Genomic DNA, 12036 nt, shown 5'->3' with positions numbered 1-12036 from the left:
GAATGGTTGGAAATCATTCGTAGAGTGCAAAGGCATAAGGGAGCTTGACTGCGAGACCTACAAGTCGAGCAGGGACGAAAGTCGGGCTTAGTGATCCGGTGGTTCCGCATGGAAGGGCCATCGCTCAACGGATAAAAGCTACCCCGGGGATAACAGGCTTATCTCCCCCAAGAGTCCACATCGACGGGGAGGTTTGGCACCTCGATGTCGGCTCATCGCATCCTGGGGCTGTAGTCGGTCCCAAGGGTTGGGCTGTTCGCCCATTAAAGCGGTACGCGAGCTGGGTTCAGAACGTCGTGAGACAGTTCGGTCCCTATCCGTCGTGGGCGTAGGAAATTTGAGAGGAGCTGTCCTTAGTACGAGAGGACCGGGATGGACGCACCGCTGGTGTACCAGTTGTTCTGCCAAGGGCATAGCTGGGTAGCTATGTGCGGAAGGGATAAGTGCTGAAAGCATCTAAGCATGAAGCCCCCCTCAAGATGAGATTTCCCATAGCGTAAGCTAGTAAGATCCCTGAAAGATGATCAGGTTGATAGGTTCGAGGTGGAAGCATGGTGACATGTGGAGCTGACGAATACTAATAGATCGAGGACTTAACCATATAATATGAAGCAAATGTTATCTAGTTTTGAGAGAACATAAAAAACTTGTTGACTTTTAAAGTGAATAAGTTATAATAATGATTGTCTCAAAATAATAATGTCTGGTAATGATGGCAGAGAGGTCACACCCGTTCCCATACCGAACACGGAAGTTAAGCTCTCTAGCGCCGATGGTAGTTGGGACCTTGTCCCTGTGAGAGTAGGACGTTGCCAGGCAATATTATTCCGCAGTAGCTCAGCGGTAGAGCTATCGGCTGTTAACCGATCGGTCGTAGGTTCGATTCCTACCTGCGGAGCCATTATGCTTCCATAGCTCAGCTGGTAGAGTACTTCCATGGTAAGGAAGAGGTCACCGGTTCAAGCCCGGTTGGAAGCTTGGAAAAAGTTTTTAAATTTTTGGCCCGTTGGTCAAGTGGTTAAGACACCGCCCTTTCACGGCGGTAACACGGGTTCGAATCCCGTACGGGTCACCACTTTGGAGGATTAGCTCAGCTGGGAGAGCACCTGCCTTACAAGCAGGGGGTCGGCGGTTCGATCCCGTCATCCTCCACCATATAAAATATATAAGTAATATCATCGCGGGGTGGAGCAGCACGGTAGCTCGTCGGGCTCATAACCCGAAGGTCGCAGGTTCAAATCCTGTCCCCGCAACCAAATGGTCCCGTGGTGTAGTGGTTAACATGCCTGCCTGTCACGCAGGAGATCGCCGGTTCGACCCCGGTCGGGACCGCCATTTTAATAAGGCTCGGTAGCTCAGTCGGTAGAGCAGAGGACTGAAAATCCTCGTGTCGGCGGTTCGATTCCGTCCCGAGCCACCATTTACTTTAATAAAATACGCCGGCTTAGCTCAATTGGTAGAGCAACTGACTTGTAATCAGTAGGTTGGGGGTTCAAGTCCTCTAGCCGGCACCATGTAAGTTTCGGAGGGGTAGCGAAGTGGCTAAACGCGGCGGACTGTAAATCCGCTCCTTCGGGTTCGGCAGTTCGAATCTGCCCCCCTCCACCATTTACATAGGGGCATAGTTTAAAGGTAGAACTGAGGTCTCCAAAACCTCCAGTGTGGGTTCGATTCCTACTGCCCCTGCCAAATATATTTACACAACATGGCGGTTGTGGCGAAGTGGTTAACGCACCGGATTGTGGCTCCGGCATTCGTGGGTTCGATTCCCATCAGTCGCCCCATTTTTATTTTTAAAATTACAAATAATCTAATGGATACTTACATATAATTAAGTAAGAATTCGGTGGGCTATAGCCAAGCGGTAAGGCAACGGACTTTGACTCCGTCATGCGCTGGTTCGAATCCAGCTAGCCCAGCCATTTTTGCGGAAGTAGTTCAGTGGTAGAATACAACCTTGCCAAGGTTGGGGTCGCGGGTTCGAATCCCGTCTTCCGCTCCAATATAATTTAATATGGCGGCATAGCCAAGTGGTAAGGCAGAGGTCTGCAAAACCTTTACCACCGGTTCAAATCCGGTTGCCGCCTTTCTTTTGTGCCGATGTGGCGGAATTGGCAGACGCGCACGACTCAAAATCGTGTTCCTTCGGGAGTGTCGGTTCGACCCCGACCATCGGTATCACGAACGGCGTAACAAAAAAACTCTATACTAATTGTATAGAGTTTTTTTGTGTTTTCTTCGCGCGACAAAATAAGCATAAAAAGTGTGCGGTGAGTAAACGTAGAATATTATAATCGGAAGCTGAATGAAAATATTCTATACTGATTGCCAACTTCGAAATTTAAGACCCATACAATAAAATAAAACGTTTGCTTGAACGACTGAACGTTAAAAATCGATCCACCTTATTTACTTTTAAAAATTTTTCTCTATCAAAGCCCATACGATACAGTTCAGTTGGAGTAAATTGCGAAACACTAAAAGGATAAAAACGAATATTCATTTTTATCCTTTTAGTTCTATTTTATAGAGAATTTCTCCACCCCGGTGACATGAAGTTAAATCCGGCACCACCAGTAGATATTAGTACATTATCAACTGTTAATTTTGTAATTTCTAAAAACTTCTTTTCAAACTCTTCTCTGTTGTATTTGTACATAGTTGAGTGGCACGCCCACATTTGTGTTGAAGTACTCAACCAGTCTCGTAATTCCTTTAATTCAGGAAACGATTCAAATTGAATTGGTTCATCTAATTTCATGAATCTCACTTGATAGATAGTTGGGTTTAGCTTTTCTCCTATCCCTTTAAGACCATGTGCTTTTTTCTCATTTGAATGTGTCATAATTACTTCCCCTTATGTTTTCTTCAAATTTTTTCCTATTTTAATTATACAGCAATAGAAAGTAATTAAGGAAATATTATGGGAATCGGTGATGTAAAAAGACTCTAACAAAAATGTTAGAGTCTTTTTTGTTAAATTATGTTACCTGATTCTAAAATTCGTAATAAACGTAGGAATTCATGTATAATATAACTTGTCGAAAGAACAAAATGATAGTAATTTATATTATGTCTGTAATATGAATCAAAAATGAACTTTTTATATTTCTTTTAAAAATGTGTTGAATACACATTATATTTCATATTAATATTTTTATGTAGATTTAAAATGGGAAAGAGAGTGGAAAGTATGGGTCGTAAATGGAATAATATTAAAGAAAAAAAAGCATCAAAAGATGCAAATACAAGCCGTATATACGCGAAATTTGGACGTGAGATTTATGTGGCAGCAAAACAAGGCGAGCCAGATCCAGAATCAAACCAAGCGCTTAGAGTTGTATTAGAACGTGCGAAAACATACAACGTACCAAGAGCAATTATTGATCGTGCAGTTGAAAAGGCAAAAGGCGGTTCAGAAGAAAATTATGATGAGCTTCGTTATGAAGGATTCGGACCAAACGGATCTATGGTAATTGTAGATACACTTACAAATAACGTAAACCGTACTGCAGCAGATGTACGAGCTGCATTTAGCAAAAACAGTGGTAACATGGGTGTAAACGGTTCTGTAGCTTACATGTTTGATGCGACAGCTGTTATCGGTCTTGAAGGTAAAACATCAGATGAAGTTCTTGAAATTTTAATGGAAGCAGATGTTGATGCACGTGACATTCTAGAAGAAGAAGATTCTGTTATCGTGTATGCTGAACCTGATCAATTCCATTCCGTACAATCTGCACTTAAAGATGCTGGTGTTGAAGAATTCACAGTTGCAGAATTAACAATGCTTGCACAAAGTGATGTAGAACTTCCTGAAGATGCTCAAGTACAATTTGAAAAAATGGTTGATGCATTAGAAGATTTAGAAGATGTGCAACAAGTTTACCACAACGTAGACTTAGGAGAATAATACGATAGAAGCCCTGTCCGTTTAACGGATAGGGGCTTTTTTTATGAAGTTAATTAAGTTGATGAATTAGTAAAGGTATTTTGTTGTAGACAGGGAATATGCTTATAGGGATATATGAAATAATCATTATTTCTAGGAGGTTTAATATGGAACATAAAACACCAAAGCATATCGTTGCTGTAGCAGGCTATTTAACAAATGAAACAGGTGAAGTGTTATTGGCTAAAGTACATTGGCGAGCAGATACGTGGGAGTTGCCAGGTGGACAGGTGGAAGAAGGAGAAGCGCTTGATTAAGCAGTTTGTAGGGAAATGTTTGAGGAGACGGGTTTAACTGTGAAGCCGCTTGGAGTTACAGGTGTTTACTATAATGCTTCTATGCATATTTTATCTGTTGTTTTTAAAGTCGCATATGTGAGCGGTGAAATACAAATTCAGCCTGAAGAAATACAAGAGGCTAAATTTGTTGCTTTAAATGAAGAGAACATAGATGAGTACATAACGCGTCCTCATATGAAATCCAGAACGCTTGATGCGATGAGAGCAACACATTTTATTCCATACGAAACGTGGGAAGTGCAGCCGTATAATTTAATAGGTAGATTGTAAAGAAAAGAGTAGCTGGTTTGAGATACAATCAAATCACTACTCTTTTTTGTATACTGTTTAAGAAAAAGGTCAAAATAATAATAGTGCTAGTATTGATTTTGAGAACGTTTGTTCTGTATAATATATGATATATTGTATACATTTAGATTACTAGATACTTACAAATATATATATTTGTAGATGATATAATGAAAATAGGATGTTTTAATAGGGAAGTATAGGATTAAGGTATACTCTGTTATTGGTTTAGCATAATCTATATTCAATATTTCAGATGAATAGTAGATAAAAAAAGACTGTGATACAATACTTTTTTATACCTTACAATGATGTAAGGTACGTGTAAGAGAAATCGATGGGATGTTTTTTTACAACAAGGTATTCTTAAAGTAAGAGTTATACGCTGTGTGGAAAAGAGGTGTTCAAGATGAAAGAACGAGTATTATCTAGGGTGAACTATCATCAAAAAGTTGCATTAAATCCAATGACTAAATTCTTTTATAAAGCCATTATTTTATTATTATTGTTAAGTTGTACGTTATTATTCGTTGGAAATGTGATGATCGAGCAAAGTGATATTAGTAAATTACATGTACCGGCTAAGTTAGAGGTGCCAGAATCATTAACACATGCATTTATTGCGACAGAAGATAAAAGGTTTTATCATCATAACGGTTTAGATTATATAGCGATTGTCAGAGCGTCTGTTGAGAATATAAAAGCTGGTGGTGTTGTGCAAGGTGGAAGCACAATTACACAACAGTTATCCAAAAATGCTTTTTTAACGAATGAACGTACATTTTCTCGTAAGTGGAAAGAGATTTTCTATACGAAAAAGATTGAACGTACATTTACGAAGGATGAAATTTTAAAATTGTATGTAAGCAATATTTATTACGGAGAAGGAGCATGGGGAATTGAAAAAGCGGCAAACCTTTACTTCGGTAAAAAGGTGAGTCAATTAACGCTGGCTGAAAGTGCGATGATGGCTGCTGTAGTAAAAGCACCTGCTTATTACTCACCTGCACAAAATTATGATAAGGCCGTAGAGAGACGAAATGTCGTTTTGAGATTGATGGAGAAAGAAGGCTATATCAATCATGATGAGTATGTGCAAGCAGTTAGTGAGAAATTAGTAATTCGTCATGATATAAAAACAGAGCAATCGATGTTAAATAATGCACGTGAAAAAGCAGTAAGCTAAAGGAAGTTCCTACATAGGAGCTTCTTTTTTTGAATAAATTGTGACAAATTGTGACACAATATCGTCACAAATATTGTATTTTTGTAATTTATGTGAGCGTGTTCATTGCGTGACGTATATAAGTGTTGATATTATGTGTATTGTGTACAATGCTGTATACAGAATATGAATTTAAAGAGGAATGTATATGAAATCAAATAAACTCATGGCTCTTGGTATAGTTTTTTCTATCGCAGTGTTGATTGTAATTGGAACAATTGCGTATAGCATCATGAATGACAAAAAAGATAAAGGGAATGAGATGTTTGCTTATTCCACACAACAATCTTTAGGGAAAGATGATGCACCAGTTAAGGTAGTTGAATTTGGAGACTTCAAATGTCCTGCGTGTCGTACTTGGGATGTAACAGTATTACCACGATTAAAAGAAGAGTATATCGATAAAGGTAAAGTGCAGTTATACTTTATTAATTTCCCATTCATCGGAAAAGACTCTGATTTAGGCGCAGCAGCTGGTGAAGCAATTTATAAACAAGATAAAGATTCATTCTGGACTTTCTATGATGAGATTTATCAAAGTCAAAAGAAAGATACGGAAGAGTGGATTACAGAAGAATTACTTCTTAACATTGTGAAAGAGAAGCTTCCGAAAGTTGATGTAGAACAATTTAAGAAAGATTTACACAGTAAAGAAATGAAAGAAAAGGTACGTAAAGATTCAGATCGTGCTCAAAAATTAAAAGTTCAAGGTGCTCCTTCAGTATATGTCAACGGAAATCTTGCAAACCCTGATTTCGATAGTATGAAGAAGGCGATTGATAAAGAATTGAAAAAGTGATGAGCTACTCATCACTTTTTCGACTTTTTTCGATAAAATTCTTGCTTCCGTTTTTTTTACATGCTATACTACTTTACATAAGTTATTCTAATATCTTATGTTTATTTCATATTTGCGGGTGTAGTTTAGTGGTAAAACAAGAGCCTTCCAAGCTCTGGTCGAGAGTTCGATTCTCTTCACCCGCTCCAAATTTTATTAAATGTTTTTCTATAAATTGTGATCAACGCAGTGTTTCGTTTCTAAGATAAACGAGGCATTGCGTTTTTTAATGTTTGAAAAATATAATTGTATGCGAAAATAGAAGTAAAGAATAGTATTCCAAAAGTGAATTGCTAACCAATATAGTCGTTACATATGGGATGGTTTCATCTGAGGAGGCGATTAGGAATGGATTTTGAACAATTAAAGCAAGATGTAATTGCGTATAGTAAAACAATTGGTATAGATAAAATAGGCTTTGCTAGTGCTTCACCATTTGAGGAATTAAAGCAGCGCTTAATCCAGCAACAACAATTAAATTATCAATCGGGATTTGAAGAGTCTGATATAGAAAAGAGAACGAACCCACAGCTTCTACTACCTGGTGCAAAATCAATTATTGCGATTGCATTAGCGTATCCTTCAAAATTAAAAAATGCACCATTAAGTAAGCGCGGAGAACGCCGCGGTATTTTTTGTCGTGCCTCTTGGGGACAAGATTATCATCTTGTTTTACGAGATCGTTTGCAAAAATTAGAAACATATTTAATCGAAAAACTTCCCGATATAGAAGTTAAGTCAATGGTCGATACGGGTGAGTTAAGTGATCGAGCTGTTTCGGAGCGTGCCGGTATTGGATGGAGTGGTAAGAATTGCGCTATTATTACACCTGAATTTGGTTCATATGTATATTTAGGAGAAATAATTACAAACGTTCCATTCCCACCAGACCAGCCAATAGAAGATCAATGTGGAAGCTGTACGAAATGTATTGATATTTGTCCTACAGGTGCTTTAATACAAGGAGGACAGTTAGACTCGAAGAAATGTATTGCATTTTTAACACAGACGAAAGGGTTCCTACCGGAGGAATATCGCGAAAAAATAGGGAATCGTATTTATGGATGTGATACATGTCAGACTGTTTGTCCGAAAAATAAAGGAATGGATTTTCATAACCACCCTGAGATGGAACCAGATCCTGAGTTAGTTAAGCCGTTATTAACACCACTTTTAACAATTAGTAATCGTGATTTTAAAGAGAAATATGGAATTATGTCTGGTTCATGGAGAGGTAAAAAGCCGTTGCAAAGGAATGCAATTTTGGCACTTGCGCATTTTAAAGAGGCATCAGCAATTCCTGATTTAATTGGTGTTATGAAAGACGATCCAAGACCAGTACTTCGCGGAACAGCAGCATGGGCACTTGGGAAAATTGGTGGAGATGGTGTGGGCGAAGCCATTGAAAAAGCGATGCAACGTGAGAAAGATGAAGAGGTTCTTCATGAAATGAATCGTGGACTTGAATTGTTAGCGCAGAAAAAAGAGTAGATAATATTTCCCTTTTTCATATTGTAATATGGGAGGGAGACGAAATGGTTGTAAAAATAAATATTGAAAAGCAAGTACAACAATTTTTAGCATATATAACAGAAAAACGAACAAATGTAGATGGTATTGCTGAAGATTTATTACAAATAGCACAGAGAAAGAAAAAATTGTTTCAAAAGCGTAATGCAGATATAGTGAAAGCAACTGCGGACGTTTCTTTCATGAGACAATTAAATAATAGCAATCATCAAGAAATTGATTATCAAATACATTTTAAATATTTAATTAAGCATAAAGAATTATTTTATATCGAAGAGGAACAACTAAAACGAAGAGTTTGTTTAAATAATAGTCGGGTAATAGGTGATTATGCTATTGAAGTGCCAGAAGCAGTTGGAATGAGTGAGACGTTAGAAAGGGAAGTTACAAAAGAGAAGTACGGTTCTTATCAGTATAACCGTTTAGAGGCAGTTAAATATGCAGAGCGTTGGTGGGATGATCGAAACCCTGTATATCGTAATTTCCCTGATAATTGTACGAATTTTATTTCTCAATGTCTTCATACTGGAGAAGTACCAATGAATGGATATCCTAATATTCGTAAAGGGTGGTGGCAAAGGGAGAATCAGTGGAGTTGGAGCTGGGCTGTCGCACACTCTTTTTATTGGTATTTGTCAGGTGCTACAACAGGGCTTCGAGCAGAAGCAGTAGAAAGGCCAGAGGACCTTATTCTTGGTGATGTCATCGCTTATGATTTCGAGGATGATGGTAGGTGGAATCATACGACGATTGTAGTAGCCAAAGACGCAGATGGTATGCCACTTGTAAATGCACATTCAGCGAATAGCCGTCGGCGTTATTGGAACTATGAAGATTCTAGTAAATATACACCACAAATGAAATATAAATTCTTTCACATTATTAATGGGTAGAGATTTTTCGCTCAAGTGGTATAATACGTAGTAGACAAAAAACAGAGGTGAATATCGCGTGGGAGTACATGTTGTTTTATATCAACCAGAAATTCCAGCAAATACAGGGAATATTGCTCGTACTTGTGCAGCAACTGGAACAGAATTGCATTTGATTAGACCGCTTGGATTTTCAACGGATGATAAAATGTTAAAGCGTGCAGGATTAGATTATTGGCAGCACGTGAAAGTTACGTATTATGATTCAATTGAAGAATTTTATGAGAAAAATAAAGACGGTGAATTCTTCTATTTAACAAAGTATGGCGAGAAAGCTCATACAGCATTTGATTATAGCAAACGTGAGAAGGATTACTATTTTGTATTTGGAAGAGAAACAAACGGCTTACCAGCTAATGTAATCGAAGAAAATTTCGATCATTGTTTACGTATTCCAATGACTGATAAAGTGCGCTCATTAAATTTATCTAATACAGCAGCTATTTTAATTTATGAAGCATTCCGTCAACAAAATTATCCGGGATTAGATTTAGAAATTGTTTATTAAAAGTCGCCATATGGCGACTTTTTTTCTAAAAATAAAATAATATGTAATCATACATTTAAAAAAGGGTACATATTCATATAGAATGGGGTATATGAATAAAAATAGATTAGACGGGTTGAGATAAATATGAAGGAACAATATAATAATCAAAATACCTTTTTAAGTATGATAGATATGGATTTAATAAGAAGAGGACTATTACATGCTATTCAAGATTTAGTATTTATTGTGAAAGTTATTGATGATGAAACCTTTAAATATATTTATGTAAATAAGATAGGTATGGATTATGCGAAGCTAAGCGAAGAATGTTACGGAAAAACGTTTGCTGAAGTATTATCAGAAGATACTGCGGAAATATTGCAAGTGCAATATGCAAAAGTAGCGAGCGAAGCGAAAGCACATACCTTTTGTGATGTAGTTAGTTTACCAAAGGGTGAGTTACATTATGAATCTTCACTTAATCCTGTATTCGACGAAGAAGGAGTATGTCAGTTTATTATTTGTATTACGAGGGATATCACAGCTCAGATTGAGGAAAAGGCAGAGATAGAGGAAAAACAAATGTTGTTTAAGTCGTTATTAGAATATAATAATGACTCCATTATATCTATGGATTCTATAGGTAGAATTACATATGTAAATCCAGCAACGTATGAAATATTTGGATACCGATATGAAGAATTACATAATAAATTTATTTTTGAATTTATTAATAAAGAATATGAAAAAGATTTTCAAATTATATTTAAAGGAGCCCTGCAAGGAAGAGCAAAACAAATTGTTTCAAAAAAATATGTTCACAAGGAAGGGTACGAGCTCTATATTTCTTTGAGAACTATTCCGATTATTGTGAACGGCGAAATTGTTGGGGTATATATTGTTACGAGGGATGTTACAAGACAAATATTGAATGAAATGCGAACAGAATATTTAGCTTATTATGACCAATTAACAGGATTAATGAATAGAATTTCATGTACAAATAAGTTAAATGTTTTTTTAAATGATAATACAGAGTTTGCGCTGGTTTTTATAGATTTAGATGAATTTCACCTTATTAATGATACTTTTGGTCATAAAGAAGGAGATAAAGTATTACAAAAAGTTACAGAATGTTTAAGCAGTCTTCAAATAGACGGTATGCACTTGTTTAGAGAACACGATGATCAATTTGTTATGTTAATAGAAAATATAGCGAAAGAACATGTAGAGATAGTTGCAAAAGGCATACTAAAAAAGATTAGTGAACATTTTGTAATCGAAGAAGAGGACGTTTATTTAAGTGCATCAATCGGAATTGTAATGGCTCCAACAGATGGAGAGGATGAAAAAATATTATTCCAAAGAGTTGATGCTGCTTTGGAAAAAGCAAAAGAAAAAGGAAAAGGGCATTATCATTTTTATTGCAGTGGATTAGATTGTGAGCGTGAACAAAGATTTATAATAGAAAACCAATTGCATCGTGCTATAGAAAAAAATGAATTCTGCTTGTATTATCAGCCACAAATGAATATTGAAACGAAAAAAATAGTGAGTATGGAAGCTTTAATAAGGTGGGAGAATAAAGAATTGGGATTTGTCTCTCCCAATCAATTTATTCCGCTAGCAGAAAGAACAGGATTTATTATTAAGCTTGATGAATGGGTAGTAAATGAAGTGTGTCGGCAAATACGTGAATGGTTAAATAAAGGATATGAAGTTGTCCCGATTGCAGTTAATATTTCAGCCAGGCACTTTCGCTCGATTACATTAATAGAGATGATTACACGGGCTTTACATAAGTACAATGTACCAGCTCACCTATTAGCGATAGAGGTTACAGAAGGAGCCCTTATGCATAAAGACATATCGAAAAGGGTATTGCTACAATTAAAAGAACAAAATTTAAAGATTCATTTAGATGATTTTGGGACGGGATATTCATCTTTAAGTTATTTAAAAACGTATCCAATTGATACGTTGAAAATCGATCGTTCTTTTATGGAAGGTATACATGTGGATGAACGTGATACGAATATTACAGCTGCAATTATTCATTTAGCTCATACTTTGGAATTGAATGTAATTGCAGAAGGAGTAGAAAAAGCGGAACAAATACAATTTTTGAAGGAAAAGAATGTGAAATTTGTGCAAGGTTACTATTATAGCCGACCTTTATCAAAATATGATGTGGAAAATGTGTATTATAAATGATTGATAAAAAAAGTGATGTGCTAAGAAGCACATCACTTTTTATGTGTACCGGGTTTATCATTGTAACCAGATGTAAAAATAGCTGTAAGAAATGTGAGTGATACACCTAAAATTAATAATAATTTCATACTAATATCCTCCTATTTTTTCAGTTTATGAGTCTTAAATATGAATCAAAATGTATGTAAGGTTCTTGGAAGAAAAGAATTTATTTAAAATGAATAGAGGTGTAAAAACTTTAATACCTATATTATACAGAATTTTCTTT

8 protein-coding genes, 16 tRNA genes, 2 rRNA genes and 1 pseudogene are annotated in these 12036 nt (G+C 36.5%); 26 read left to right on the top strand and 1 reads right to left on the bottom strand.

The genetic code is table 11. The features are described 5' to 3' along the window. The 17 genes from MKO96_RS24010 to MKO96_RS23930 form a co-directional block, all read left to right on the top strand. A 23S ribosomal RNA gene (locus MKO96_RS24010) occupies positions 1-601 on the top strand; the annotation flags it as partial. A gap of 101 nt (positions 602-702) precedes the next feature. Further along, positions 703-818: ribosomal RNA gene (rrf, locus tag MKO96_RS24005) — 5S ribosomal RNA — on the top strand. An 8-nt stretch (positions 819-826) separates the two neighbouring features. Beyond that, positions 827-901: transfer RNA gene (locus MKO96_RS24000), tRNA-Asn, on the top strand. A gap of 4 nt (positions 902-905) precedes the next feature. Then, positions 906-978, top strand: a tRNA-Thr gene (locus tag MKO96_RS23995). A gap of 22 nt (positions 979-1000) precedes the next feature. Further along, positions 1001-1075, top strand: a tRNA-Glu gene (locus MKO96_RS23990). A gap of 4 nt (positions 1076-1079) precedes the next feature. Then, positions 1080-1155: transfer RNA gene (locus tag MKO96_RS23985), tRNA-Val, on the top strand. Between the two features lie 24 nt (positions 1156-1179). Further along, positions 1180-1256, top strand: a tRNA-Met gene (locus MKO96_RS23980). A 3-nt stretch (positions 1257-1259) separates the two neighbouring features. After that, positions 1260-1335: transfer RNA gene (locus tag MKO96_RS23975), tRNA-Asp, on the top strand. Between the two features lie 9 nt (positions 1336-1344). After that, positions 1345-1420 (top strand) — tRNA-Phe (locus tag MKO96_RS23970). A gap of 18 nt (positions 1421-1438) precedes the next feature. Further along, positions 1439-1514: transfer RNA gene (locus MKO96_RS23965), tRNA-Thr, on the top strand. 10 nt (positions 1515-1524) lie between these two features. Next, positions 1525-1608, top strand: a tRNA-Tyr gene (locus tag MKO96_RS23960). A gap of 7 nt (positions 1609-1615) precedes the next feature. After that, positions 1616-1689, top strand: a tRNA-Trp gene (locus MKO96_RS23955). Between the two features lie 19 nt (positions 1690-1708). After that, positions 1709-1784 (top strand) — tRNA-His (locus MKO96_RS23950). A 63-nt stretch (positions 1785-1847) separates the two neighbouring features. Continuing rightward, positions 1848-1922, top strand: a tRNA-Gln gene (locus tag MKO96_RS23945). 5 nt (positions 1923-1927) lie between these two features. Continuing rightward, positions 1928-2002 (top strand) — tRNA-Gly (locus MKO96_RS23940). A 14-nt stretch (positions 2003-2016) separates the two neighbouring features. Next, a tRNA-Cys gene (locus MKO96_RS23935) sits at positions 2017-2087 on the top strand. 9 nt (positions 2088-2096) lie between these two features. Beyond that, a tRNA-Leu gene (locus tag MKO96_RS23930) sits at positions 2097-2178 on the top strand. 346 nt (positions 2179-2524) lie between these two features. Here the strand turns inward: MKO96_RS23930 and MKO96_RS23925 are convergent. Continuing rightward, positions 2525-2845 (bottom strand): DUF3884 family protein, encoded by a 321-nt coding sequence (locus tag MKO96_RS23925; RefSeq protein WP_240588902.1) that lies wholly within the window; start codon positions 2843-2845, stop codon positions 2525-2527. A gap of 348 nt (positions 2846-3193) precedes the next feature. Between MKO96_RS23925 and MKO96_RS23920 the strand changes: the two genes are divergently transcribed. The 9 genes and pseudogenes from MKO96_RS23920 (at position 3194) to MKO96_RS23880 (ending at position 11768) form a co-directional block, all read left to right on the top strand. Further along, positions 3194-3913, top strand: coding sequence for a YebC/PmpR family DNA-binding transcriptional regulator (locus MKO96_RS23920; protein WP_240588901.1), 720 nt, complete (start codon positions 3194-3196; stop codon positions 3911-3913). Positions 3914-4059: 146 nt separating this feature from the next. Further along, positions 4060-4521 (top strand): annotated as a pseudogene (locus MKO96_RS23915) (NUDIX hydrolase). A 427-nt stretch (positions 4522-4948) separates the two neighbouring features. Beyond that, positions 4949-5725: a transglycosylase domain-containing protein gene (locus MKO96_RS23910; RefSeq protein WP_000664703.1), complete on the top strand. Its 777-nt coding sequence runs from the start codon at positions 4949-4951 to the stop codon at positions 5723-5725. Positions 5726-5912: 187 nt separating this feature from the next. Then, a complete protein-coding gene (locus tag MKO96_RS23905; protein ID WP_240588900.1) occupies positions 5913-6563 on the top strand; it encodes a DsbA family protein in 651 nt (216 codons plus the stop codon). Between the two features lie 114 nt (positions 6564-6677). Continuing rightward, positions 6678-6751: transfer RNA gene (locus MKO96_RS23900), tRNA-Gly, on the top strand. Between the two features lie 199 nt (positions 6752-6950). Then, positions 6951-8093 (top strand): tRNA epoxyqueuosine(34) reductase QueG, encoded by a 1143-nt coding sequence (gene queG / locus MKO96_RS23895; protein WP_240588899.1) that lies wholly within the window; start codon positions 6951-6953, stop codon positions 8091-8093. A 44-nt stretch (positions 8094-8137) separates the two neighbouring features. Further along, positions 8138-9025 carry an amidase domain-containing protein gene (locus MKO96_RS23890; protein ID WP_240588898.1) on the top strand — a complete coding sequence of 296 codons (888 nt, stop codon included), beginning with the start codon at positions 8138-8140 and terminating at the stop codon, positions 9023-9025. Between the two features lie 58 nt (positions 9026-9083). Beyond that, positions 9084-9572, top strand: a complete 489-nt coding sequence (trmL, locus tag MKO96_RS23885) for a tRNA (uridine(34)/cytosine(34)/5-carboxymethylaminomethyluridine(34)-2'-O)-methyltransferase TrmL (protein ID WP_000538149.1) — start codon at positions 9084-9086, stop codon at positions 9570-9572. A 126-nt stretch (positions 9573-9698) separates the two neighbouring features. Then, positions 9699-11768, top strand: a complete 2070-nt coding sequence (locus MKO96_RS23880; protein WP_240588897.1) for a sensor domain-containing protein — start codon at positions 9699-9701, stop codon at positions 11766-11768. Positions 11769-12036: the final 268 nt, after the last annotated feature.

The sequence above is a fragment of the Bacillus sp. ES1-5 genome, from assembly GCF_022487605.1.
Taxonomy (GTDB): domain Bacteria; phylum Bacillota; class Bacilli; order Bacillales; family Bacillaceae_G; genus Bacillus_A; species Bacillus_A wiedmannii.
Note: the sequence above shows the minus strand (reverse complement) of the source record. Positions and strands in the feature narration are given on the sequence as shown.

Excerpts from the sequence above, each read along its gene's own strand:
- MKO96_RS23910 (WP_000664703.1), top strand. The coding sequence starts at position 4,949 with ATGAAAGAACGAGTATTATCTAGGGTGAACTATCATCAAAAAGTTGCA.
- MKO96_RS23890 (WP_240588898.1), top strand. The coding sequence starts at position 8,138 with ATGGTTGTAAAAATAAATATTGAAAAGCAAGTACAACAATTTTTAGCA.
- MKO96_RS23920 (WP_240588901.1), top strand. The coding sequence starts at position 3,194 with ATGGGTCGTAAATGGAATAATATTAAAGAAAAAAAAGCATCAAAAGAT.
- MKO96_RS23925 (WP_240588902.1), bottom strand. The coding sequence starts at position 2,845 with ATGACACATTCAAATGAGAAAAAAGCACATGGTCTTAAAGGGATAGGA.
- MKO96_RS23880 (WP_240588897.1), top strand. The coding sequence starts at position 9,699 with ATGAAGGAACAATATAATAATCAAAATACCTTTTTAAGTATGATAGAT.
- queG (WP_240588899.1), top strand. The coding sequence starts at position 6,951 with ATGGATTTTGAACAATTAAAGCAAGATGTAATTGCGTATAGTAAAACA.
- MKO96_RS23905 (WP_240588900.1), top strand. The coding sequence starts at position 5,913 with ATGAAATCAAATAAACTCATGGCTCTTGGTATAGTTTTTTCTATCGCA.